The organism is Desulfosalsimonas sp. (assembly GCF_055149105.1).
In genome coordinates this window covers 1-23,763 of the sequence record NZ_JBSRLA010000058.1, presented here as the reverse complement: position 1 = coordinate 23,763, position 23,763 = coordinate 1, and the positions used below count along the sequence as shown (strand labels likewise).

The window sequence follows — 23,763 nt, the reverse complement described above, 5'->3', positions numbered from 1 at the left end:
ACAGTTTGAAATTTTTTAGCTCCGGCATTTGCTGAATTTTTCCGTAAACGCTCAATGTCGCTTACAAACCGACCCCGCCCTTGGACTTCCTTGGAAGGCCCAAATCGGATATAACCGCTAATCAATAAGTTATTTGTTTATTGGTTGGCGGTTATCGCCGATTTGAGACTTTTTGCGATTCCATCAATTGTTGTCCATCAGGAAAAATGGGTATAGGGTAAAAAATTTTTAATCCCTCCCCGCACGGACACAGCCTGATTCATTGCTGCATGCGGGGCGTGCACCTGGATGAAAAATACAGACACCTGAACCCGGAAAGGCCTTTTTCGGCCAGACGCAAATAATTGGAGAGATTCTGTCATGACCGATACGTCAAAGGATGAACAGAAAAAAAGCCTTGTGGATTTATTTACAAAAGATGAGCTCAAGACTTTTTTTCTTCGATACCTGCTGGTACTCGGCGGTATTGAAGTGGTGATTTTCCTTGCCGCGTTTTTTTCCATCCTTGAACCCTATCCCAGTCCCTTTCCGTGGCGGGAGTATTTTTATGCCGCCTTTACAATCCCCCTTGGCATTACCTTTATGCTGGGCATTGTGATCATTGCCTTCAACACCTACTATTTCAAGGACACCGGCCATTTTGACGGGCTGAAATCATCTCTTGACGAGGATGAATCCGGGGCATTTCAAAAGCGAAAAATGTTTTTAAACCTGTCCTGGCAGTTTCAGTTTTTGCTTTTTCTGCTGCTTCTGGGATTGTGCGCCCTGATCGTTTTTCACTTAAACGATATTCTGGCACTGATGGGCAATGCCGGTGAAAAGGCGCTGAACGCAGTGTTGATTTTTGCCGGCATCATACTGACCGCTGTGGTGCTTCTGGGTTTTCTTTTCCTCTGGTTTCAGTATAAACTGCGCAAAAAGAAAATGGAGGACGCCCACCAGTACAAGTGCCAGCTCATGAGCCAGGCCGGCATGCTGCTGCTTGATGACAACACGGTTATTGACAGCCAGGGAAACGTCATCCACCAGCCGGGCCAGCCCCATGGAACCGCGGAATCGGCCAAAGCCATCGAAGCCCGGGATGTTTCCCTGCTCCCCCGCGTCTCCGGCCGCAACCGGAGCCCGGACTGAGAGTGGTTTCAGGCGTAATGTTATCGGGCTGAAGTTCCAAAAAGTTCAGAAATATCCCGGACTGCGATTTCCGATTCCAGGCCCTCCACCTTGACCGCGTCTTCGAGCATGGTCAGGCAGTTGGGGCAGGCCACGGCCAGGATGTCTGCGCCTGTTTCCCTGGCCTGACGGACCCGGATCCGGGCCGGGCTGTCCGGGCTTGCGCCAAGAAGGTCCGTGTAATAATTGCCGGCCCCGCCGCCGCAGCAAAGGGCGCTTTTACCGCTTCTTTCCATTTCAACAAACCGGGCGCCGGCCACGGCTTTCAGCACTTTTCTGGGGGCTTTGTATTCGTTATTCCAGCGGCCGAGAAAGCACGGATCATGGAAGGTAATGCATGCCCCGTCCAAACGGGGTGCCCGGAGCCGGCCCTGCCGGATCAGGTCGGCCAGTATCTGCGTATAGTGATATACCGCAACATCTGCGCCCTGCTGCGGGTACTTGTTTTTTATGGCATTAAAGGAATGGGGGGAGAGGGTGATGATTTTATCTGAAAATGACAACGGGCATTTTTCCTCGCAGTTTTTGCATGCCACACAGGAGTAAACAATGTCTGCAAGATGCGGAGACCACTGGATTTCGCCGGTGACCCACGCCCGGATCAGCCACAGGCGGCCGCCGTTGGAATAGCTCTCCAGCCGGTGGCGGGCATAGGCCGGGCAGTTATCCACGTCCGCCCAGTCCTGGGGGAATTTGCAGTAGCCGCAGCGAAAGCAGCGGTGAATGATATCCATGTATTTGTATTGTGCAAGCGCCATCAGGCCACCTCCCAGTTTCCGGGGTTCATGATGCCGTTGGGATCCAGCAGGGTTTTGACCTTTCTCATCACCTCCCGGGTATTGGCATCCATTCTGTCCATGACCAGTTTTTGACCAAAAACCGCGGGTTTCCAAAGGGTGCCGCCCATTTCCAGCACCCTTTCATCGGTTTCGTGCAGGGCCTGGCGGGCATGGCTGACCGTGTCTTCATCGGCCCGGTTAAATGCATAGGTCCAGGAAAACATCATGCTGTGGCCGCAGCCCACCACCCGGCCCAGCACCGTGTAGGGAATGTCGTGTCTGGCCGAGATTTCCACCCCGAGCCGAAAACCTTCCGGGTAAAAGCCCACAGGCACAATGGCGCCCACGTATTCAAACCCCCCGCCTTTTCGCCAGTCCGAGGTCTTGCTCACCACAGGACGCTCGATGTCCTGGCCGGCCGCACCAATGCCGCCGGTGCCTTCCTGGATGTATTTGGCCAGATTTTGATCAAAGATGAGCTGGCGTTTGAATTCCAGTTCCTCCCGGGAGTCGCCGGCAAGGTTGATTAAAATGTAATGAAGCCGGTTAAACGGGGGCGGGATTTCCTGGCTGACCACCACCAGGTCCTCGGCCATGCCCACGTGAGTCAGTTTAAACAGGATTTCCGGGACCAGGTTTTCGTTTTCCACCACAAAGACATCCTGCTCCTGGATTTTTTTGCAGGGAAACAGGCGAAGCGACACCTTGGTGATAATACCGGTGCAGCCGCTCCAGCCCATAAACAGGCTCAAATCCGGCAGAGGGCGCAGGGTATACCAGTCATTTCCCAGGGCACAGGAGCCCATCCGGCAGATTTCGCCCGTGGGCAGCACCACTTCCAGGCCGTTGATCATATCTGAGTTAAAACCGTACGGATGGGCCAGATCCCCCTGGCCGTGGATGGCGAGATTTCCGCCGACCGTGGCCGCAGGCGGGGCGCCGGGTTCGGAATGCATCAGGTGCGGTGCGTTTTTGTGCAGATACGAAGTGACCTTGCCGTGGGAGACCCCGGCTTCCACCACCATGTAGCGGCCCTGTTCATTGAGCTCCAGGATTTGGTCCATGCGTTTTAAGTCCAGGGTGATGCCCCCGCGCAGGGCAAGGGCCAGGCCGGCCAAAGACATCCCCCCGCCCAGGGGCACAACCGCCAGTTTCTTTTCATTGGCCATTTCAACGATCCGGCTGACCTCATCGGCGGTTTTGGGTGCGGCCACATACTCGGGCCACCGGGGTTCAGAGGTGCCCAGATCCTTGGAATAGGTAAAGAGTTCTTCGGTTTGTGCGGAGACATAATCCTCGCCGACAATATCGGCCAGGGCGCGATAAACAGAGTCCATATGCATCACCTTTCTTACGCGGGTTGCTCGCCGATTGCCATGCGGCACAGATCACTCATCCAGATGGGCATGATGCCGTGTTCGGCCACTTGTTTGCCGATGGTCTGCATGCAGGCCGGGCAGTTGAATATACATAGCTCGGCGCCGGCTTCTTTCATGTCCTCAATGTTTTTCTTCTGCTGGTTTAAGCAGAATCGTCGGGAATCGGGCTTTTTTTGGGCCAGGATGGTGCTGCCGCAGCAAAGCGCGTCTTCATCCTGGTATTGCCGCTGGACGTGTTCGACCCCGATGAGATCAAATATTTTGTCCACAAACCGGTGTTTGTCCGGTGACAGCCGCGATGAGCAGGGCCGCTGGTAGGTCACCTTGTAGTTTAAGGGCCGGATTTCATCCTTGAGTTCGGTCAGGCGGTTGTAGAGATGCTCAAATAAGTGGATGGAGGAAAACGGCACCTCCATGCCCCAGGCCGGGGCAAACGAGGTATAGGTGCCGTAGCATTCATCATGGAAATGGACCACTTCCGTGGGTTTGTGTGCGGCAATGGTGTCCATGACCTTTGGCAGCCGGTCTTTGATCACCGAGGTCCGGGCAAAATGCAAATACATGAGCTGGCAGAAATAATGGTGCATCTTGCGGCTGTCCGTGGAAATCAGGGTCAGGCCCTCAAACAGTTTTCCCCGGGCCAGTCGGGTCAGGGGGCTGAATACCCCCATGTTGAGCACCGGGCCGTTGACTTCATGGATTTCCGGATCCCCCCGGAAGGCAATGCCCATCTGGATACCCTGCTTGACAATGGGATCGGGCAGGGGGGCAATGCCGAGTTCTTCCTGGCGGCTGACAATCAGGTAAAAGGGATGATTGTCCATGGGACAGTATTCCTCGCAGGCATAACAGGTCCGGCAGTCGTGCAGAACCCGGGTGTCTGTGCCGTTGATCAGGTTTTGGATTTCCGTCCCGGCTGCTTCTGCATCCAGGTCCATGTACTGGCACCGGGTCAGGCAGTCGCGTGTTTCGCAGGCCAGGCACTTTTTTTCATCAAAGTCCAGCTGCAGCATAAAACCTCTCCTGGTTACGGGTTGCAGGGGTGTTGATTTTGCCGGCCGTTTGCCTTTCGTAACCGGTAAACCGGGCCGGCAGGCAAATGTCAATGAATGCGGGTTCACCGGTTGCAAATATTATTAGCATTTGTTCAAAATGTTTTCAATGGATGGATTTGGTTTCAAACCGTATTTATCGGCATTCATGCACAAACCGCAGCGCATCTGGTCAAAACCGAATCAGATGCTGAAAATCAAAGTTTTTCGGTTTTTCTGATTTCGGGTGTTTATTTAAACGCAAGGTAACGTTCTATTTTACCATTACCACAGAACGATTGTTTTTCAGGCATTTTTATAAAATTTATAACCTTTTGAATGATTAGGATATTTTTTCATTTTTTCTGTACGGCAGCATTTGGTACAAATTTTGAATTCATTGACTCCTTTTGCCAGGAACACCACTGGCAGATCATTTTGAAATCAATAGCGGCATAAAGGAGGATTGAAAATGAATCAGACAGATGTATTGGTTGTCGGCGGCAGTGCTGCCGGCATTGTTGCCGCCACCACAGCAAAGTCCTTTCATCCGTTTATCACCCGTACCCTGAAGGGCACCATGCTGGCGTCCACCTCAGGGGCAGAGGCCCGGATTGCCGGGATGAATCTATATCAATTGTCCACGGTTCGCACCTTTCAGGGCACCATTTCCATTTTTTGCACCGCCATCGGACAAAACGCCTTTGGGGCCGCTGGTGTGACCGAAAAACTGGCTGCCGAAAGGGGCTTTGCAATTGTCACGGGGTTGTTTGAAGGTGTGGACAGCCATCCCGCCACCCTTCCGGATGCCCGGCCCCAGTTGGTCAAACTCATTGCCAGCATGGATTCAGGGACCCTTCTGGGCGGAGAGGTCGCGGGCGGCAAGTCCGCAGGGGAACTGACCAACCTCATCGGTTTTTTGATCCAAAACCGAATGACCGTTGACGGGATTCTCACCTCCCAGATCGGTACCCATCCCCTGCTGACCGCTTCGCCCACGGCGTATCCGCTGATTAAGGCAGCAGAGGCCATTGCCAAAAAAAGAAAGACGGTTCTGGCCTAGCGGAACCTTTTTTTCTGACGCTCTTTTTTGATGGAATCGTAAAAAGTCTCAAATCGGAGATAACCGCCAATCAATAAACAAATAACTTATTGATTTTACTTAATACTTAATCACTTAAAACTTAACACTGCCTGTAAAAAAGACTTTTTACAGGCTCATCTTTTTTGACAATCCCGGAAAACCGTATATCTTTTCTCAATGAAAAGGGAAAGGTTTATGGCTTTTCTCTATAACCCCAAACGGTTTTTCCGGGAGGTTGCAATGGAGCGAAAGGATTTGAAAAAACTGCTTGCCGGTCTGGGTGTGGCCAGCCTGATCAGCATGGGCGGTGTTGCATTGCCGGGCGCGCATGCCGGCTCCGGCTGAGGCGCCAAACATGGTGCCGGCGGCACTGAGGACCATCAACGGCCGTCAGCCGGTTCCGGCTGAGGCGGCAAAGCCGGAAGCGCTGGCAGCGCTGAAAAGGTAAAGCACCAGGAACAAACGCAGCAGGAAAAACATGCCGACCAGATGCGGCAGGAGGCTGAAGAAAAGGCAGAACAGGCCAGGGAAAAGGCCAAACAGGGCCAGGACAAAGCCGAAGAGGCCGTTGAGAAAAAAACAGAAAAAAGCGGCCTGGACCAGAGCGAGTAATCATTCGGGATGCATGAATTGGGCAAAAATCTGTTTGCAGTCCCGTGAAATTGGAACCACAGTCCCGGGCCGGCTGCATGTTTGCGCCGGCCCGGAATTCTTATCCCGGATGACGGATTGAAAAAAATACCCATCACCAGCAAAGCACCCGACAGCAGATCCGGTGCACAGTATAAGGCCTGTCTGTCCTTGTGTCCTGACCTGCAGGACCCTGCAGCCCGGGGCGCGTGTCTTTCCGAATATTTGCAAAATCATCCGGAGCAATGCAAAAATTATCCGTTTTTGCCGGATCTGGCGGCAATCGAGGAAGCTGTCGGCCGTCTGCAGGCATGCAGGGCGGATCTGCCGGAAGCCGTGAATGCCCGAATAATTAATCCTCTGCTTGAAGTTATTGAAGTTAATTACCTGAATCTTGAAGTCTTTATTGATGATTCATCCTTCCGGCCCGATGCCGGAAAAGCCCACGTGCTGGTCTGGGTGGGGCCAAAAGGCCGCAACATCCGGGTTCAGACCGCAGAGGCCCGGGATCTTCTGGCGCTAAAGCTTGTGGAAGAAAGCATTGATTCGCGCACTGCCGCAGCCGAAGGCGGTGTCAGCGTGGGCGCGGTTGACGATGTGCTCCGGGCCGCCGGGCAAAAAGGGCTTTTGATCGGCCCGGAATCTCGAATTTATCGGCCCGCGGATTTTCCATCAGGAGAGATTGCCGATTCTCAATATTTTATCTCACCCACTTTCACCCTCCAATGGCATCTCACCCAGGCCTGTGATTTAAACTGCCGCCACTGCTATGACAGAAGTGATCGGGCGCATATGTCCAGGTCTGCCGCCCTGCGGGTGGCAGAGGATTTATATGATTTCTGCAGCCGGCACCATGTGTCTGGCCAGGTGAGTTTTACCGGCGGCAATCCCATGCTGTATCCGTATTTTGATGAAATTTATCAGGCGGTCGCCAGCCGCGGCTTTATGACCGCAGTGCTGGGAAATCCCATGCCACGGGCTGCGATTGAAAAAATGCTTTGCGTGCAGATGCCCGAGTTCTACCAGGTCAGTCTTGAAGGAACCCGGGCCCACAATGATTATATCCGGGGACAGGGCCATTTTGACAAAACCCTTGAGTTCCTGGAGCTTCTCGGAGAACTCGGGATTTACCGGATGATCATGCTGACCTTGACCCGGGACAACATGGACCAGGTACTGGAACTGGCCCATGAGCTGGAGGGCAGAACCGAGCTGTTTACCTTCAACCGCCTGGCAGCCGTGGGCCGGGGTGCGCACCTGGCTTCAGTGAATCCGGCTGAATATGCCGGTTTTTTGGAGCGCTACATGGCGGCGGCAGAAAAAAGTGCCTGCATGGGGTTTAAGGACAATTTGTTTAACCTGCTCCGCTGGCAAAAGGGCCTGGCGCCGGGCGGCGGGTGTACAGGCTTTGGATGCGGGGCAGCATTTAATTTTGCCGCTCTGCTGCCGGACGGGCAAGTGCATGCCTGTCGCAAGTTTCCGTCGCTCATCGGCAATATCTATCAACAGGGCCTGGAAGAAATTTATTACAGCCCTAAAGCCGTCCGTTACCGAACCGGATCTGCGGCTTGTGCAAAATGTCCGATTCGTCCGGTTTGCGGCGCCTGCCTGGCTGTTGTCCACAGTGCTGGCGGCGATGTTTTCAATGATCCGGATCCCTGCTGCTGGCGTAGTGGAAATTAGGCTTGCCCCCAGATGCAGCAGCAGTTGCGGCCCTTGTGTTTTGCCGTGTACAGTGCCTGATCTGCCTGCCACAGCAGTTCACTTTTGGGCAGGGGCTCATCCGGATTCATTCGGGTGATGCCCACACTCATGGTGACCGAAAGTTTTTTCCCCTTGTATTTCACCTCCATCGCCGCCAGTTGTGCACACAGCCGGTTAAGAATTTGAACGCCTTTATCCTCCGGAGTCCGGGAGAGAATGAGAACAAATTCCTCCCCGCCGTACCGCGCCACCACGTCTGATTTGCGGATGTTTTCGGTGAAAAACCGCCCCACTGAACGCAAAACCTGGTCTCCGGCTGCATGTCCGTGGGCGTCGTTGACGGCTTTGAAATGATCCAAATCCACCATGGCCAGGATGCTGGTATGGCCGTAGCGTTCTATGGCGGCCATTTCCCGGTCCATGGCCTCCTGGAAACTCTGGAAATTTCGCAGCCGGGTCAGGCCGTCGCGGTATGCCAGACGGCTGAGCGTGCCGATATGTTCCTCCTGTTTCTGAACCTTGCGCGTCAGGCCAAAGGAGAGGTTGAATAACTCCTTTTTGCTTTCCTCCAGAATTTTCAGATAATCCATGGAAGAGTCCCGTTCAAGTTCAAAAAAGGGAAGCAAGGGATCAATCTGAAGAAAAGCCTGGTTCAGAAGGTCTTCGAGGTTTACTGTTTCCGCCATGCCGTATTGCTCCAGCAGGTCTTTAACCAGGGCCAGCTGAAGTGCGGAGTTGTCTTCATACAGAAAAGCAAATATTTCATCTGCCAGATGCAGAATTCGGGTGCGGGCCAGGTATCTGCTGTCAGGGGGCTCAAGGCTGTCAGGGTAATGGTGGTGGCTTACCGGAATGGCAAATCCCGCCGGCAGGCTCCATTTTGTTAATAAAAAAGCGCCGATTTCCATGTGGCTGCAGCCGAAGATTTCGTTTTCCGCGTGATGCAGCAGCATGTCCTGGGAATCTGATTTTTCCATGACCATGGCGTACTGCTGCGGCCGGCTCTGGGCCAGAACCAGCATGCCGATGTTGTGGAGCAGGCCCAGCAGGTACATGTCCTCGGCATCCCCGGAAAGCACCTGTTTTGCCATCAGACGGCTGACAACGGCACATATCAGCGATTTGCGCCAGAAGCGGGAATAGTCCAGCCGGTTTTGGCTCTTTTTAAACAGGTTGATCAGGGAAAAGCTCAGGGCGATATATTTCAGGGATTCCTCACCGAGCAGGTTCACGGCATGGGGAAGATTGGTGATTTTGCGGGAAAGACCGAAAAAAGGCGAGTTGACAACATTTAACACCTTGGCCGAGAGGGGCGGATCCGTTGCAAGGATCTCTGCGAGCTGATGCATGGAGGTGTCCGGGTTTTTGATATTTTCCAGAATCCGGAGGGCCACCTGGGGCAATGCCGGCAGATCATCCAGGCTGCAGAGTTCTTTTGAAAGATTTTCAATATGTTGTGCAGACATTTATATCCTGTTAGATTACGGTATTGACCAGGGTGCCGATTTTATCAATTTCTGTTTCCAGCCGGTCGCCGGGTGAAAGAAATACCGGCGGCTTGCGGGTAAAGCCGACACCGCTGGGCGTGCCGGTTAAAATCACTGTGTCGGGCAGCAAGGTGGTGTCTTCTGAAAGATATGCGATCAGCTCGGATACGGCAAAAATCATGTCCGAGGTATTGCTTTGCTGCATGGTCTGTCCGTTTACCCGGCAGCCGATGCCAAGGCTGTCCGGATCCGGGAGTTCGTCGGGTGTGACCATCATCGGTCCCAGGGGGCAGAATGTGTCAAAGCTTTTGCCGCGGACCCACTGGCCGCCCCCGGCATGCTTTTGCCAGGACCGGGCGGAAATGTCATTTCCAACGGTGTAGCCCTTGACATAGGACAGGGCGTCGCCGGGGCGGACATTTTTGGCCGGCCGGCCGATGATCACGGCCAGTTCGGCTTCATAATCGGTCTGGGCCTTTTTCCTGCACGATTCGGGCAGTACAACAGGCTGGCCGTGACCGGTGGCGGCTGCCGGATTTTTCATGAATACCACGGGGTAGCGGGGCAGTTCCAGTCCGGTTTCCTTTGCATGCTCCCGGTAATTGAGCCCGATGCAGATAATGGCGGCCGGCTGCACAGGGGCAAGGAAGGAATGGATTGCGCGCAGCTGGCCGGTTGGCTTATAGCCTTTGTCGCCTGCCGCAATTACTTCCGTTGCCATGCCGTCTGCCGGATTCGTTCCGAGCCGGACAATGCCTTCACTGTCTGTGAATCGCAGAATTTTCATGGTGGTCCGTTGTGCCGTGCGCGGTTTTCAAAATATGCGCCTTTTTCATATCATTGTGCAACTTGCAATTGCAAGCCTTGATATTGAACTTTTCACGGCGCCATTTGAAAACTTACTTCTAAGAAATTTCGTTCAAAGTTCAAAGTTCAAAGTTCAAGGTTCAAAAAAATAAAACCAAAGGTTTAATGCATGGGGCAAAAAGTTGTTTGCAGTGTTCGGTCCCGGGCTGCGGCCCGGGGGAAACACTTCTAAGTCCAAACACGGCCCTATACCCCGGCCCACACGGCAAACACCGGGTCGGATTGGGGCATGTCCGGGTAATACTTGTCTGTTTCCGGCCGGTCCCAGCCCCGGGAGGAAAGGGTTGCGGGGTTGGAAAACAGTCCGGACTGCAGGAAATATTCCTTTATCAGGCCCATGCGCTCAAACTCGTGAAGCTCGGTCCACAGCCTGATAGCTTTGGGCGGGAACCACCGGTTGGAAAAGGTCTGGATCATCACTCCCCCGGATTTGAGCACCCGGGCGGCGTCTTTGAATACAGACAGCGGAGAGGTCAGGTATTCCACGGATGCCGTGCAGAGAATCAGGTCAAAACTCTGGTCTTCAAAGGGCAGGCGGGGGGTCTTGTTAAGGTCATGCACAAGGTAATCTGTTAGCCGGTCATTTTTTGCAAGTTCCCCTTCATTCATTCCCAGGCCGCTCATTTTTTGAAAATCGGTTGATTGATCAATATGGGACTGCCAGCTGCTCATCAGGTCCAGCACGTGCATTTCCGGTGTGATAAAGCGGCCATAGATTGCAGATATGGTTTCAATGGCCCGCTGGTCCAGATGCTGTACCAGCCTGGGGCTTTCATAAAATGCGGCATCTTCTGTCTCATCGGTGCGGCAGAAGGCCTTGTCATGAAAAAAGTCCGTGGGCATGCCCTGGCATCGGGCCTGCATGCCCGGACCGCTGGCAATTTCGTCCATGAGCAGCCGGCAGTTGCCGCCCCGGTCAAAGGGTTTGTCATAGATGGTGTGTACCCGGGCTGTGATTTCCAGGTCGTATCCGGCCAGGGGGTGATTGAAATCAATGTCCACGATTTTTTCATCCACCCCTGTACAGCGCATGGGCGCAACATTCTGGGGAAACACATTGTAAACCCCCCTGAGCACGCCACGGGGATAAAATCGCCCGAATGCCGGCACAGCCCGGGTTTCATCAAAATTTTTCCGGTCTGTGCGGATCTTTTGATCCGGATCAGGGGCGGCGATCACTTCGCCGGCTGCAAACCCAAAGGTTTTTTGATCTCCGATGCCGGCGCCCATGAGTCCTTCATAGACGGCATCCGGCAGCAGATCGCGCCAGAAATTGACCATGACCGGGCAACTGTCCGTGTGTTGGGCCTCAGGGCTGATCCAATGCATTTGAAATTCAATATCTGCCAGGCTGTTTTGGTTTATCTCATTCATATCCGCGGCTCCGGTTGCGGTTTGTCATTTTTTTTCTGCCCCGGTTTCCCGGGCCACATCCCGGTCAAAATCCGCGTTTAACCAAGCGGTATCCGCTTCCGGGTATTTTTCCAGGAACGTTTTAATAATAAGATCCAATGGGACATCTGCAAATTCGCCGCGCTCATTTACATATTCCATGTGCCGGTTGCCCGAAAGATCAAACGGGTGGTAGATGGAATCGGCTGTTGCGTCAAATTCCAGGGGCTTTAGGGAAAATTTTTGGCAAAGTTCAATGTTGAAAGCCGGTGTGGCCTTGACCCATTGGTCGTTTACGTAAATGGATGTAAACCCGTGCCAGTAAAACACATCGGTTTTCATGCGCTCTCTGAGCCGCTTTGTGGAAAGATGATTTTTTACGTCTGCAAATCCGAGCCGGGCCGGGATGCGCTGGTGCCGGCAGCAGGCAGCCAGGAGGACGGCCTTTGCAACGCACCACCCCCGCTTTTGCGCCAGGGTGGTGGATGCGCGCAGGCCGTCGATGGTCAGCACAATGGCATAGGGATCATAATAGATGCTGTCGCGCACCGCGTAATAAAGGTTCACCGCCTGTTGGACCGGATCGCTGTTGCTGCCGGCTTTTTCTTCGGCAAAAGCAGCCACTGACGGATGATCAAAATTCATAAACGCTGTGGGCTGAAGGTATTGGTCCATGTTTGAATGCGGGTTCATACAAATTTTCCTTTAAGGTGATGGATGTTGAACAAAACTTTTGATTTCGCCGGCGACTTCTTCAGGCGCCCGGATCATAAATGACTCCTGGTACTGGGAGACCAGCGACGGGGTATCGGTGCACCAGACGTTGGGGGCCAGATAAAGCCTGGGGGAGATGCGCACCTGCAGCCAGTGATCCTGCATGCCGGCGGCAGCCGGCAGCCAGGCCAGGTTCAGGCTGTATACCCCCTGCTGGCCCAGCCAGTCCAAAACCGCGTTGATAAGCGCGGCGCTTTCCTCAACAGCGGCCCTGTCCAGGTCAAACAGGGTCTGTTTGCCCGGAAAAATGCCGATCACATCGGTCAAGGGGCTTAAGGAGACAAAATCGGTGAGCCATATGCTTTGTTGTCCCTGGTGGATCAGCCGCTGTTGATTTTTTATTTCCGCTGCCAGGTAGTCTTCCCAATAGGTGCGATTGTGGCTTTGCCGGTAATCCCGGCTTGCATCAATCATTTGCCCGAGAAAATTGCCCGGCGTTTGCGTGGCATAGACCTGGAAATGAGGATGGACCTGGCTGGAGCCGGCTGCCGGCATGTAGTTCCAGGTCACAAGGCCATAAGTGGTTTTCTTGTCTGCAATGACCCGGTCCAGATAGTTGCGGCAGTTGATCACCGCATCCTCGATGATCTTTGCGGAAAATTCCGAAAGGGTTTTAAAGTGAGACCGGCACAGCACGGCCAGGGCACTGTGGGCGTCATAGGGCAGCAGATTTGGAAACAGCACGGATTCGCCGTATTCCAGGCGGCCCTCAGGGATCTGGTCCGGATCGAACTGCGGGGTCATGGAAAACACGTTTTCCGGGCAGAACGGGCAGTTTTCCCGGGATTTTTCAATAATGCCGGCGAAATCAGCGGCCGGCGGGGAAAAACCCACAAAATGGGCCAGCCGTCCGGTCCGGCCGGTGAGCGGATCCCGGCGGAGCTGGCATTTGGCTTCAGCGCGCTCAAAGTTTGTGAACGGATTTAAGAATACGGCTGTTTTGTCCTGCTTTTCAAATTCAATCGCCATGGATTTTCCTCCGTTGTTTTCCTGCAGGTGGCAATTTACGGTTATTGAACATTGGCATACCTTATACCCGGACAGATTATCAGAACCAATAATGAAATACAAAACAGATCAAAACCCAAACTGAACCTTTCAAATTGACACGTCAACCGATTCATGGCAGTTATTTAATCGCAAGAACATTGTTTATGCTATTGGTTTTTTGTTCAACACTGATTATCCGCAATCCCGGAAAAAGACATGCCTGCTGCCTGTCACACATACCATACATACACAAAAAGGGGAGGGTTATGACACAGGTTTCATCTTATGAGAGAAACGTGGTCAGAAGGGCGAGTGTGGGGGATATGCTGGTGCGAACCGCGGCCAGAAATCCGGACAAAAGGGCTTTTTCCTTCAGAAACAAACATTTTACCTATCAAGAGTTGAATGCAGCGGTCAATCAGTGCGCTTACAGCCTGGCGGAGCTGGGCGTGCAAAAGGGGGATCGTGCGGCCATTTTGTCCCACAACTGCCACCAGTTCGTGATTTACTGGTGGGCCCTGCTGAAACTGGGTGCCATTGTGACACCGCTCAACTTCATGCTCAAGTCCGGGGAAGTTGAATTTATCATCAATCACAGCCAGCCGGTGATTTTTGTTGTGGAAGACAGCCTGGCGCAGAGCGTGATCCCGGTCAGGCAAGAGCTTGCCGGGGTCAAGCATTTCATCTGGATCAACCTCGCCGGAAACGAGGTCCCCGAAGGCTGGATGGATTTTGACAGCCTGTATGCCGATTCCACGCCCGCCCGGGAACCCAGGGTGGAAATCGAAGCCGAAGATCCGGCCACGCTTTTGTACACATCAGGCACGGAAGCCAGTCCCAAGGGAGTGTTAAATTCCCATCTCAACTATTACATTGATATTCTTTCCGCCGTGTTTGACCTGCGCATCGGTGCAGACGCCAGAATCATTACCGGTATTCCGCTCTATCATGTTGCGGCCATGTACCTGTTTACCGCAATTGTTGCCGTGGGCGCCACAACGGTCATGGAATACGCACCCGACCCAAAGGAAATCCTGGACCTGACCCGGGATGAGAAGATTACCCACTGGGTCTGGCCGCCGGCGTTATACACGGGGCTGCCCATGATGCCGGGATTTGACCAGTATGATTTGAGCTCCCTTCAGCAGTGCGTGGTGTTCGGCGCCCTGGCCTCGCCCCCGGTGCTTGAGAAATGGCGCAAATTGCTGCCCGGGGCAGGGTTTATGAACTATTACGGCCAGACTGAAATGAGCCCGCTGGGCACAAGCCTTAAACCAGAGGATTTTGAGCGGAAAAGTACCTCCATAGGCAAGGCCCACATGCCCATTCAGGTAAGAGTGGTGGACCACAATGACAAGGAAGTGCCCGTGGGCCGGGAGGGGGAACTGGTGGCCCGGGGTCCGGCCGTGATGCTGGGCTATTACCGGGACGAGGAAAAAACCGCCCAAACCTTCCGAAACGGGTGGCATCACACCGGGGATCTGGTGCGCATGGATGAGGAGGGGTTTGTTTATTTTATTGACCGGATCAAGGATGTGATCAAGACCGGCGGGGAAAACGTGGCCTCCCAGGAAGTTGAGGCAATGCTGTTTCAGTGCCCGGGCGTTTTGGATGCTGCAGTCATCGGCCTGCCCCATGAATACTGGTCGGAAATCGTCACTGCGGTGGTGGTGCCCGCTCCGGGCAAGGACCTCACAGAAGGTGCAGTGATTGGGTTTTGCAAGCAGCACCTGGCCGGTTACAAAGTCCCCAAGAAAGTCATCATCACAGATGAACTGCCCAGAAACCCCAGCGGAAAAATTATTAAGAAAAAGCTGCGGCAAAAGTTTGCCAAAGCGTAAAAACGGTATAACTCGCCGATGGTGCAACCCAAAAACGCATCTGCTTATTTTTCAATATTGACCGGCGAAAGGATCGTCTATATGATTAATGGGTTTCATGAAACCATCTGACAATCAGTCTTTTTACGAAGGCATCATCATATATGAGGATAAATATGAAACCCGCATCAGAGAAGGTCAGACAATGGATTGACAACGGAAGGGACCCCAGAAGCGCCCACTGGCAGGCAGGTCTTGAGGCGCTGCTGGAGGTGTTTGCGCCGTATCTCGAACCGGGCCGCCTGGTTCCGGCTGTATCCCTGGACGCATCGGATCGGCCGGTATTTGATGAAGCCCTGGCGATTATTGATGTCAGCCCGAATGTGGCAGCCGTGTTTCTGCCGCCCGCAGCAGCCGGAAAAATCCGTCCCCCGGAGTCCGCCCCGGAACTTGAACGCATTGAAAAAAGCCGTCCGGCCTATAAAATTCTGCTGCAGCGTCCCGGGGCGCAGCCCCGCCTTGTCTGCCTGGATATTTCCCCACAGGCGCACAACCCGGGCGTGGATTTGTTCCAGGACGGAGCGCTTCTGGGAACATACGATTTTGAGGACCGCAAGGAATGCATGGACAGCCTGGACCAGATCCTTTTTGCCCATATGTGGGAAAAGGGCAAATGGGAGGCTTCCGACTTTCGGCGCTATACGGTCAACTGGTTTGAACGGGTGATGGATACAGGCAGGGGCGACATTGCGGTTAAAACCGATTTTTCCTCTCTGCACACCCCTTCGCTGATCAAGAGCAATCCCGTGGATGTGATTTTTACATTGATTGTTGATGTATTTGACCGGCGGCTGCAGGAAACCCAGGGACCCATCCGGCAGACCCTGGACGGGATTTTTGCTCTCCCCGACCAGCAGGCCCGGCAAACCCGGTATTATGAAATGGCTGAAAAAATCGTGCTCCAGTTTCTCTCCCTGATCAAGGATACGGAGCTGGTTGATTTTACGGAGTTTTCCGAAAAACAGACCGATAATTTCAAAAAAGCCACATCCGCTGCCATCCGCAGGATTGCACAGAAAATGGAGACAGCTGCTCCGGCATAGGCGCTTTTTTACTTGCTGATCTGTTCGATTTTAAAGATTTTGCCCTGATGGATGTGGAAGGCGAACAATTCGTTGTTGTTAAAACCGCTTTCATCAATCCGGTAATACCAGACGGTAATGGTGGTCTTGACCACCTGGCGGGGCCGCACCTGTATGTATTCCTCGACCTCTTCGGTGTAAAGGGGCTCGCCAAAGCACTCAACAAGTTCAAGTATGGTATCATAATCGGTCACTGCACATCCGTAGCCCCGTACCAGGGGGCGGGCCGGTGCAGTGGCGGGGGCCATGAGTATAAACAGGCAGGCGAGCATGACTGCGGTGAAATGTTTGAAGGGCATTTTGTCTTTTCCCGTTGGTATGTTCTGCTCTGTTTTGTAGCATGACCCCATGCAGGAAAAAACCTTTTTCTTTGCATCTTACTGCAGCCCGGGGGCTTTCCATTCAATCCGGTCCGGCCGGTAGGCCAGCCACACCTCGCTGCCGGGCTGCCAGTTGCGGGCAGACAGGGTTTGGGCATCCAGATAAAGGCAGAATTCGCTCCGGCCCGCGAGAACCAGCACCCGTATAAAGCCTGTATGCTGTTCCATGTCCAGGCAGACAATTCTGCCTTTTAATGTATTTTTCTTTGCCCCTGTATCATCGGGTGATGCGTGCAGGGACATGTCATCCGGGTCCAGGATGGCGGCCGTCCCTGTGAGATCCTTTGGGGCGTTTTCCGCAGCAAGAACCTGTCCGTCTGCCAGCGTGCGGATTGCCCCGCCTCCGGAAGTGTGCTGCCAAGGGCCAAAGACAATGGTTTTTTTTCCTTTTCCCAGAATTGTGCCGGAAAACAGATAAACCAGATCATGGCAGATCCCCTGGAGCCACTGCATGTCGTGGCTGGCAATAATCAAGCTGGTGTTCCACTGCAGGTGGGCTTCTGCAGCGGCCTCGCGCATGAGCTGTGCGCTTGCGGCATCCACGCTGGTTGTGGGCTCATCGAGCAGCAGCACTTCCGGCCGAAGCGCCAAACGCGCAGCCATTGCCACCCGCCGGGCCTCACCCCCGGACAGGGCATACCAGGGCCGGCCGGCAAATTTTTCCGGGTTCAGGCCCACCAGGGAGAGGGCATGGGCCACTTGTCCGGATTCGTTGTCTGTGTTTTTGCGGATCCGAAGCCCGTAGGCCACGTTCTGGTATACAGATCGTTTCAGCAGAAAGGACTGCTGGGGCAACAGTGCCACTTTGTTCCGGATTTGGCCGTCATAGGGCCGGGCCCTGTGTCCCCTGAAATAAATGAATCCCGCGGCCGGCGGCGAGATCAGACCCAGCAGGCTGAGCAATGTGGTTTTGCCGCTGCCGTTGGGCCCGCACAACCCCGTGACGCTGTTTTCGGCAACGCGGAAGCGGTCAATGGACAGCACTGGTGTGCCGTTATAATGGTGCCGGATGTTTTCCAGCTCGTATAAAGCCATGGTTTTACTTTCTGCGCAGAAACGAGACCCCGGCATTGACCCCGAATGCGATGGCCAGCAGCACCAGGCCCAGGGCAATGCCCGTGGCAAATTGGCCCTTTCCGGTCTCCAGGGCAATAGCCGTTGTAATGGTGCGGGTATGCCACTTGATGTTGCCGCCCACCATCATGGAAATGCCCACCTCGGTCATGACCCGGCCATAGGCGGTCAGTGCGGCGGCCAGAATGGCATGGCGGGCTTCCCAAAGCGTGCCTGTCACCAGGTGACGCCGGCCTGCCCCAAGGGAAAGCAGGGTGGTGCGCAGGCCGGCATCCGTGTTTTCAATGGCCGTGGCGCTCAGCGCGATGACAATGGGCAGGGCCAGTATGGTCTGGCCCATGGCAATGCCGGGCAGGGTAAACAGCAGACCCATTTCCCCCAGGGGCCCCTGCCGGGAGACAAATGCGTAAACCAGCAGCCCGATAAAAACCGTGGGAAGCGACAGCAGGGTATCGACCACAAGGCGCATCTGGCGTTTGCCGGCAAATTCCAGATGACCCAGGGCAAATCCAAGGGGGATCCCCATTGCCAGGCTGGCGGCCATGGCATAGGATGACACCGTGAGAGTGGCGGCTACGGCCGAATAGGTTTCCGGATCACCGGAGAAAAGCAGTTCAAGGGCCTGGGCCGTTCCCTGGAGGATAAAGTCCAATTTTTATTGATCCGCGTTGGAAATAAACAGCTTTTTGTCCAGAAGTCTGAATCCGTCAATGAGTTGCTGCGCTTGTTTGCCGGCCATCCACCCGGAAAAGGCCCGGGCCTGATCCGCCTTGACATCCGGACAGTTCTCCGGGCTGACCTGGATGACGCTGTATTGGTTGCGCAGCATGTCCCCGCCTTCCACCACAATGACCAGCGGCGGACTGCCGCCCTTGTCATGGGCGTACTTGATGTAGGTGCCCCTGTCGGTAAGGATGTATCCGGACTGTTCTGCGGCGATGTTGATGCTCGGCAGCATGCCCTGGCCGGTCTGGATATACCAGGACGCTTTGTCCGGCCGGGTCAGCCCGGCAGCCCGCCAAAGCGCAATTTCCTTTTTATGCGTTCCTGAATCATCACCCCGGCTAACAAACCGGGACCCCGAGGCCTGAATGGCATCGAGGGCCGCCTTTGTGGTCTTTCCCCGGATGTCTGCCGGATCGGATTTTGGTCCGATTACCACAAAGTCATTGTACATGATGGGCTGCCGGTTGATACCGTAGCCGTCAGCCACGTATTGTTTTTCCGCATCCGGGGCATGCACCAGCAGGACGTCCACGTCGCATCTTTTGCCCAGTTCCAGGGCCTTGCCCGTGCCTGTTGCGGTCCATTTGATTTCAATGCCCGTGGCCTCTGTAAAATGCGGGGCCAGATAGTCAAGCAGGCCTGTGTTGTCGGTGCTGGTGGTGGTGGCCATGAGCAGATCCGGATTTGCGGTCCAGCCCGGCCTGCACATGAGCATCAATATACAGGCCCCGAGAAAAACAGCTTTGCATGCAGTGAATTGAATTTTCATTGGCAATCCTTTGTATGAACGGATTTTCATGTTAGTGGACTTCAGCAAATGGTGGCCATATAAGCGGGAAAGTACAAGTTATAGTTAATTATTGTCAATATTTTTTATAAACGAATTGTTTTTAAGATTTAAATTACCAAGAATAACTCAAAATAACATTCATAAATTTTAGAACTTGTTTATTTTTTCCCGCAGGGGCAGAATTGTTTACACACTAGACGCAAATTGGGAAAATTGATCTGTTTTGTAAGGAGAGTGAATGGACAGAAAAATGAGATTGCTTTTCATCCTGACGCTTGTGATGAGTTTGACCGCCAGCGGTTTTTTACAGGCATGTCAGCGAAACCCGAAAGGTGCGGACATCAATCCCGAAGAAGTCATCGGACAGGTTGCGCTGCCGGATTTAGCCAAGGCGGATAAAAACGGCGCAGATCCGGATTATAAAGAAACAACCGCCCGGCAAACGCGCAAAGACCCGGCTTCGGCCGCGTCCATACCCGATGATGTGGATACCCAATTGCCGGATTTCACCAAATATAAGGACGTTGAAGAAAAGAAAAAGGCTTTTTTCGATTTTCTGCGTCCCATTGTTCGGAAGGAAAACCATGAGGTGCTAAAGCAGCGGGCCTATATTTTGCTGAAATGGCAGCGCTTTGCCAATGGACAGGAATTGTCGGAAAAGGAAATTCAACATTTAAACGCCCTTGCTGAAGAATACCGCGTGGATGCCGCATATGATCAGGGAGAGGTTTTTTTCAGAAAAATGCTCATTCACGTGGATAAAATTCCGGCGTCCCTGGCATTGATTCAGGCGGCAAAGGAGTCCGGTTGGGGGACTTCCTATTTCGCCCGGGAGGGCAACAACCTTTTTGGGCACTGGTGTTTTAAAAAGGGATGCGGTATCATTCCCAGACAGCGCCCCGAGGGCGCCACCTATGAGGTCCGGACCTTTGATGATGTGGCGGATTCGGTTCGCGCTTATATCCGCAATCTTAACTCCCATCCGGCATACAGGGAGGTCCGCATGCAGCGCTACCGGATGCGTCTTGCCGGAAAACAGCCGGATGCGCATCTCATGGCGGGCGGACTCGAGCACTATTCCGGGATCGGTATGAAATATGTGGAGACGGTCCGGGAGATGATCGATGGCAATGAGAAATTCATGGGCATCCATGAGCCGGCTGCCCGATCCTAGGTTCCGGATTTTATCCGGGCCCGTGTATATTTACCGAAAGCTGAAGCAATCAACACAAGGGGGATCGGTATGAGAAGGCCAGTGAAATTTTTAACCTGCTTGTTCGCGGGCATTTTTTTGATTCTGTTGACTGCCGGCACTTCAGAGGCGGATGAGAAAACCGCCAGAATTGCTTATGCCCAATGGTCCTGCGCAACAGCGGCCTCCAACGTGGTTAAGGCCGTGCTGGAAGAAAAGATGGGCTATGACTGCGAACTTGTAGCAATGGATGCCGAGGCCTTGTGGCTTTCAACGGCCAGCAGGGATGTGGACGGATTCGTGTGTGCCTGGCTGCCCGGCCTTCATCAGTATTATTACGCAAAAGCAGGGGATCATGTGGTTGATCTGGGCCCGAACCTGGAAGGGACAAAAGTGGGTTTAGTGGTGCCCGAATATGTGCCTGTTGATTCCATTGCGGCGCTTGATTCGCACGCTGAAAAATTTGACAATCAGATCATCGGCATTGATTCGGGCGCGGGCATCATGCGCTTTGCCAAAGAAGCCGTCAAAGACTATCAAATGACCAATATGGAGCTGGTACCCGGAAGCGGTGCCGCCATGACCGAGGTTTTGCGCAAAAAAATCAATAAACGCCAGTGGGTGGTTGTCACCGGCTGGACCCCGCACTGGAAATTTGCCAGATGGGATCTCAAGTATTTAAAGGACCCCAAAGGGATCTTCGGGGGGTCTGAATCCATCCACACAGTTGTCAGAAAAGACCTTGAAAAAGAAAAGCCGGATCTTTACAGGTTTCTGGATCATTTCAGCTGGCAGCCCGATGATATTCATCAGGTGATGGACATGATTCAAAAATCCGGAAAGCCGTATCAAAGCGCCGTGAAATGGATCCAACAGAATCCGGACAAGGTCGAATCCTGGCTTTCCGGGCAGTAATGCCCCAGGTCCGGTGTCCCGGCGGCAAGCCGGAAAACCGGAAAAGCACCCATTATTATTGCGGGGGCTTTTTTTCCGGGATCACCCACGAGTGCGAATACCAGAACCATTCGGAGCCGTCTTTTGACGGTGCGGTAAGCGTGTAAAGCGTCCTTCTGGAAGTGAGCGCATCATCGCCGCGCACCTCGACCACCAGTTGCTTGTTCTTTAAGGTTTTGTGAAGCATAAACGCCTCTGTTTAGGTCTGCTGATTTTTTCATGGAAAGGGAAATGCGTTTTCGTTCCAGGTCCACGGACAGGACCGTGACCCGGACTTTCTGGCCGACCCTGACAATATCTGCCGGGTTTTTGACAAACCGGTCAGCCATCTGACTGATATGCACCAGGCCGTCCTGGTGCACCCCGATGTCCACAAACGCGCCAAAAGCCGTTATATTGGTCGCAATGCCGGGCAGACACATGCCTTCTTCCAGGTCCTCGATCTTTTCAATCCCTTCGGCAAAGCCGAATTCCTCGAATTTTTCCCGGATATCCCGGCCGGGTTTGGCCAGTTCCGCCATGATGTCTTTTAATGTGGGCATGCCAACGGTATCGGTGACATAGCGCGAAAGATTGATTTTGTCACGCAGTTCCGGGCTGCGGATCAGTTCCGCCGCGGTTGTGCCCAGATCCCCGGCCATGGCATCGACAACGGCATAGCTTTCCGGATGCACGGCTGTGGCGTCCAGCGGGTTTCGGGCCCGGGCGATCCGCAGAAAACCCGCACATTGCTCAAATGCCTTTGGGCCCAGTTGGGGGACTTTTTTCAGCTCCCGACGGTCCCGGAACGGTCCGTTTTCATCCCGGTATGCCACAATGTTTTGGGCTATGCGGGAGCTGAGTCCGGAGACATAGGTCAGCAGTTCTGCACTTGCACGGTTGACATCAACGCCCACGGCATTGACGCAGCTGGTGACGACATCATCCAGGCTTTTTTTCAGTGCCCGCTGATCCACGTCATGCTGGTACTGGCCCACGCCGATGGACTTGGGGTCGATCTTGACCAGTTCCGCAAGCGGATCCATCAGCCGCCTGGCAATGGAGACCGCGCCGCGCACGGTCAGATCCAGGTCCGGAAATTCCCTGCGGGCAGCCTCTGAGGCGGAATAAATCGATGCCCCGGATTCGTTTACCATTACCACGGTTACCGACCGGTCCAAATCCATGCTTTTCACAAACGATTCGGTTTCCCTTCCTGCTGTGCCGTTTCCTACGGCCACGGCCTGGATGCCATATTTTTGACAAATCTGCCTGAGCTTTTCACCATCGCGTTTTTCAGCATTTTTTCCGGTGTGGGGGTATATGGTGTCATGGTGCAAAAGTTTGCCCTGGCGGTCAAGACAAACCACCTTGCATCCGGTGCGGAATCCCGGATCAATGCCCATGATTCGCTTTGCCCCCAGAGGCGGGGCCATGAGCACCTGGCGCAGGTTGTCGGCAAAAACGGCTATGGCCTCTTCATCAGCCCGCTGCTTGGCCCGGATGCGGGTTTCGGTTTCCATGGCATTGGACAAAAGCCTCTTGTAGCTGTCTGCCGCAGCCCGGCGGACCTGCTCGGAATCCATGCCCCGGCCTGTGACAAAAAGCTTTTCAAGAATGCCCAGGGCTTCATCTGTATCCGGCAGCATGCGCATGGACAGCACATCCTGCTCTTCGCCCCTGCGTATGGCCAGCATCCGGTGGGAGGGCACGGCAGCCGCATTTTCCTGCCAGTCAAAATAATCCCGGAACTTGGCTCCGGTTTCCTCCATGCCCGGGATAACATGACTTTTGATAACGGCTTTTTTAAAAAACAGATCCCGCAGGGCTGTGCGCGCGTTTTCGTTTTCACTGATGCGTTCGGCAATAATGTCTCTTGCCCCGGCCAGCGCCTCTTGAGCAGAAGCGACCCCTTTTTCCGGATCCACGAAATTTTCGGCTGCAGCCTGCACATCCAGGCCGTTTTGTGCAAATATGCCCATGGCCAGGGGCTCAAGGCCTTTTTCCCGGGCCATGACCCCCCGGGTCCGGCGTTTGGGTTTATAGGGGAGATAGATATCCTCCACTTCGGTCAGGCTCTGTGCGGCCGTAACCCTGGCCCGGAGGTTATCAGTGAGATGACCGTGTTTTTCCAGGGAGTTTAAGACGGCATCCTTTCGCGCGGCAAGTTCGCCCAGCTGATGGGTGCGGTCCCGAACCGCGGTTACCGCCACCTCATCAAGGCTGCCCGTGGCCTCTTTCCGGTATCTGGCAATAAAAGGGATGGTGGCTCCCTGTTCGAGCAGACCGGTCACTGCGGAAACCTGGGCAGGTGAAATGTTTAGTTGCGGTCTAAACCCTCCACCTCTGGTGGAGGACTTGAAAAAGGTTCTACCGTTACGGCGTGAAATAAAATAGGTTCTTCCTCCGGGGAAGTCCA

Annotated in this window: 23 protein-coding genes; 10 read left to right on the top strand and 13 right to left on the bottom strand. The window is 53.9% G+C overall.

From position 1 onward, the window contains the following. Positions 1 to 360 precede the first annotated feature (360 nt). Positions 361 to 1,131, top strand: coding sequence for a hypothetical protein (locus ACTCIA_RS13160; protein ID WP_463002271.1), 771 nt, complete (start codon positions 361 to 363; stop codon positions 1,129 to 1,131). Between the two features lie 20 nt (positions 1,132 to 1,151). Here ACTCIA_RS13160 and ACTCIA_RS13155 read toward each other — a convergent pair whose 3' ends face one another. From ACTCIA_RS13155 to ACTCIA_RS13145, 3 genes are read right to left on the bottom strand one after another with little or no spacing between them, the layout of a single operon-like run. Next, entirely contained in the window at positions 1,152 to 1,928 is a 777-nt protein-coding gene (locus tag ACTCIA_RS13155; RefSeq protein ID WP_463002270.1) for a (Fe-S)-binding protein, read from the bottom strand. Further along, positions 1,928 to 3,286: an FAD-binding oxidoreductase gene (locus ACTCIA_RS13150; RefSeq protein WP_463002269.1), complete on the bottom strand. Its 1,359-nt coding sequence runs from the start codon at positions 3,284 to 3,286 to the stop codon at positions 1,928 to 1,930. The genes ACTCIA_RS13155 and ACTCIA_RS13150 overlap by 1 nt, the downstream gene beginning before the upstream one ends. A 14-nt stretch (positions 3,287 to 3,300) precedes the next feature. After that, on the bottom strand, positions 3,301 to 4,341 hold the full coding sequence (locus ACTCIA_RS13145) for a heterodisulfide reductase-related iron-sulfur binding cluster (protein ID WP_463002268.1): 1,041 nt from the start codon (positions 4,339 to 4,341) through the stop codon (positions 3,301 to 3,303). Positions 4,342 to 4,831: 490 nt separating this feature from the next. Between ACTCIA_RS13145 and ACTCIA_RS13140 the strand changes: the two genes are divergently transcribed. The 4 genes from ACTCIA_RS13140 (at position 4,832) to sbtM (ending at position 7,756) form a co-directional block, all read left to right on the top strand. Beyond that, a complete protein-coding gene (locus tag ACTCIA_RS13140) occupies positions 4,832 to 5,422 on the top strand; it encodes a hypothetical protein (RefSeq protein WP_463002267.1) in 591 nt (196 codons plus the stop codon). A 216-nt stretch (positions 5,423 to 5,638) separates the two neighbouring features. Further along, positions 5,639 to 5,788: an SbtA family thio(seleno)oxazole RiPP natural product precursor gene (gene sbtA / locus ACTCIA_RS13135; protein ID WP_463002266.1), complete on the top strand. Its 150-nt coding sequence runs from the start codon at positions 5,639 to 5,641 to the stop codon at positions 5,786 to 5,788. Between the two features lie 144 nt (positions 5,789 to 5,932). Then, a complete protein-coding gene (locus tag ACTCIA_RS13130) occupies positions 5,933 to 6,055 on the top strand; it encodes a hypothetical protein (protein WP_463002265.1) in 123 nt (40 codons plus the stop codon). A 117-nt stretch (positions 6,056 to 6,172) separates the two neighbouring features. Beyond that, positions 6,173 to 7,756, top strand: coding sequence for a thio(seleno)oxazole modification radical SAM maturase SbtM (gene sbtM / locus ACTCIA_RS13125; RefSeq protein ID WP_463002264.1), 1,584 nt, complete (start codon positions 6,173 to 6,175; stop codon positions 7,754 to 7,756). Here sbtM and ACTCIA_RS13120 read toward each other — a convergent pair. From ACTCIA_RS13120 to ACTCIA_RS13100, 5 genes are all read right to left on the bottom strand, one after another. Then, entirely contained in the window at positions 7,753 to 9,243 is a 1,491-nt protein-coding gene (locus tag ACTCIA_RS13120) for a sensor domain-containing diguanylate cyclase (protein WP_463002263.1), read from the bottom strand. The genes sbtM and ACTCIA_RS13120 overlap by 4 nt on opposite strands. A 10-nt stretch (positions 9,244 to 9,253) precedes the next feature. Then, on the bottom strand, positions 9,254 to 10,051 hold the full coding sequence (locus tag ACTCIA_RS13115) for a fumarylacetoacetate hydrolase family protein (RefSeq protein ID WP_463002262.1): 798 nt from the start codon (positions 10,049 to 10,051) through the stop codon (positions 9,254 to 9,256). A 266-nt stretch (positions 10,052 to 10,317) separates the two neighbouring features. Next, a complete protein-coding gene (locus tag ACTCIA_RS13110; RefSeq protein ID WP_463002261.1) occupies positions 10,318 to 11,505 on the bottom strand; it encodes a methyltransferase domain-containing protein in 1,188 nt (395 codons plus the stop codon). A 24-nt stretch (positions 11,506 to 11,529) separates the two neighbouring features. Beyond that, positions 11,530 to 12,216: a transglutaminase-like domain-containing protein gene (locus tag ACTCIA_RS13105; RefSeq protein WP_463002260.1), complete on the bottom strand. Its 687-nt coding sequence runs from the start codon at positions 12,214 to 12,216 to the stop codon at positions 11,530 to 11,532. A gap of 12 nt (positions 12,217 to 12,228) precedes the next feature. Further along, complete coding sequence (locus tag ACTCIA_RS13100; protein WP_463002259.1) at positions 12,229 to 13,266, bottom strand: hypothetical protein; 1,038 nt, start codon at positions 13,264 to 13,266, stop codon at positions 12,229 to 12,231. Positions 13,267 to 13,553: 287 nt separating this feature from the next. Between ACTCIA_RS13100 and ACTCIA_RS13095 the strand changes: the two genes are divergently transcribed. After that, a complete protein-coding gene (locus ACTCIA_RS13095) occupies positions 13,554 to 15,128 on the top strand; it encodes an AMP-binding protein (RefSeq protein ID WP_463002258.1) in 1,575 nt (524 codons plus the stop codon). Positions 15,129 to 15,283: 155 nt separating this feature from the next. Further along, positions 15,284 to 16,210 carry a hypothetical protein gene (locus ACTCIA_RS13090; protein WP_463002257.1) on the top strand — a complete coding sequence of 309 codons (927 nt, stop codon included), beginning with the start codon at positions 15,284 to 15,286 and terminating at the stop codon, positions 16,208 to 16,210. A gap of 8 nt (positions 16,211 to 16,218) precedes the next feature. Here the strand turns inward: ACTCIA_RS13090 and ACTCIA_RS13085 are convergent, their stop codons facing one another. The 4 genes from ACTCIA_RS13085 to ACTCIA_RS13070 form a co-directional block, all read right to left on the bottom strand. Next, a complete protein-coding gene (locus ACTCIA_RS13085) occupies positions 16,219 to 16,548 on the bottom strand; it encodes a hypothetical protein (RefSeq protein WP_463002256.1) in 330 nt (109 codons plus the stop codon). A gap of 78 nt (positions 16,549 to 16,626) precedes the next feature. After that, on the bottom strand, positions 16,627 to 17,664 hold the full coding sequence (locus ACTCIA_RS13080; protein ID WP_463002255.1) for an energy-coupling factor ABC transporter ATP-binding protein: 1,038 nt from the start codon (positions 17,662 to 17,664) through the stop codon (positions 16,627 to 16,629). A gap of 4 nt (positions 17,665 to 17,668) precedes the next feature. Further along, a complete protein-coding gene (locus tag ACTCIA_RS13075) occupies positions 17,669 to 18,355 on the bottom strand; it encodes an ABC transporter permease (RefSeq protein WP_463002254.1) in 687 nt (228 codons plus the stop codon). 3 nt (positions 18,356 to 18,358) lie between these two features. Next, positions 18,359 to 19,198, bottom strand: a complete 840-nt coding sequence (locus ACTCIA_RS13070) for an ABC transporter substrate-binding protein (RefSeq protein ID WP_463002253.1) — start codon at positions 19,196 to 19,198, stop codon at positions 18,359 to 18,361. Between the two features lie 259 nt (positions 19,199 to 19,457). Between ACTCIA_RS13070 and ACTCIA_RS13065 the strand changes: the two genes are divergently transcribed. The 3 genes from ACTCIA_RS13065 (at position 19,458) to ACTCIA_RS13055 (ending at position 21,472) form a co-directional block, all read left to right on the top strand. Next, positions 19,458 to 20,393 (top strand): glucosaminidase domain-containing protein, encoded by a 936-nt coding sequence (locus ACTCIA_RS13065; protein WP_463002252.1) that lies wholly within the window; start codon positions 19,458 to 19,460, stop codon positions 20,391 to 20,393. 117 nt (positions 20,394 to 20,510) lie between these two features. Further along, entirely contained in the window at positions 20,511 to 21,326 is an 816-nt protein-coding gene (locus ACTCIA_RS13060; RefSeq protein ID WP_463002251.1) for a glycine betaine ABC transporter substrate-binding protein, read from the top strand. Further along, the gene (locus tag ACTCIA_RS13055) at positions 21,326 to 21,472 is read left to right on the top strand and encodes a hypothetical protein (protein ID WP_463002250.1); all 147 of its coding nucleotides are present in this window, start codon (positions 21,326 to 21,328) and stop codon (positions 21,470 to 21,472) included. The genes ACTCIA_RS13060 and ACTCIA_RS13055 overlap by 1 nt, the downstream gene beginning before the upstream one ends. A gap of 24 nt (positions 21,473 to 21,496) precedes the next feature. Here ACTCIA_RS13055 and ACTCIA_RS13050 read toward each other — a convergent pair whose 3' ends face one another. Beyond that, on the bottom strand, positions 21,497 to 23,638 hold the full coding sequence (locus ACTCIA_RS13050) for a Tex family protein (RefSeq protein WP_463002249.1): 2,142 nt from the start codon (positions 23,636 to 23,638) through the stop codon (positions 21,497 to 21,499). Positions 23,639 to 23,763: the final 125 nt, after the last annotated feature.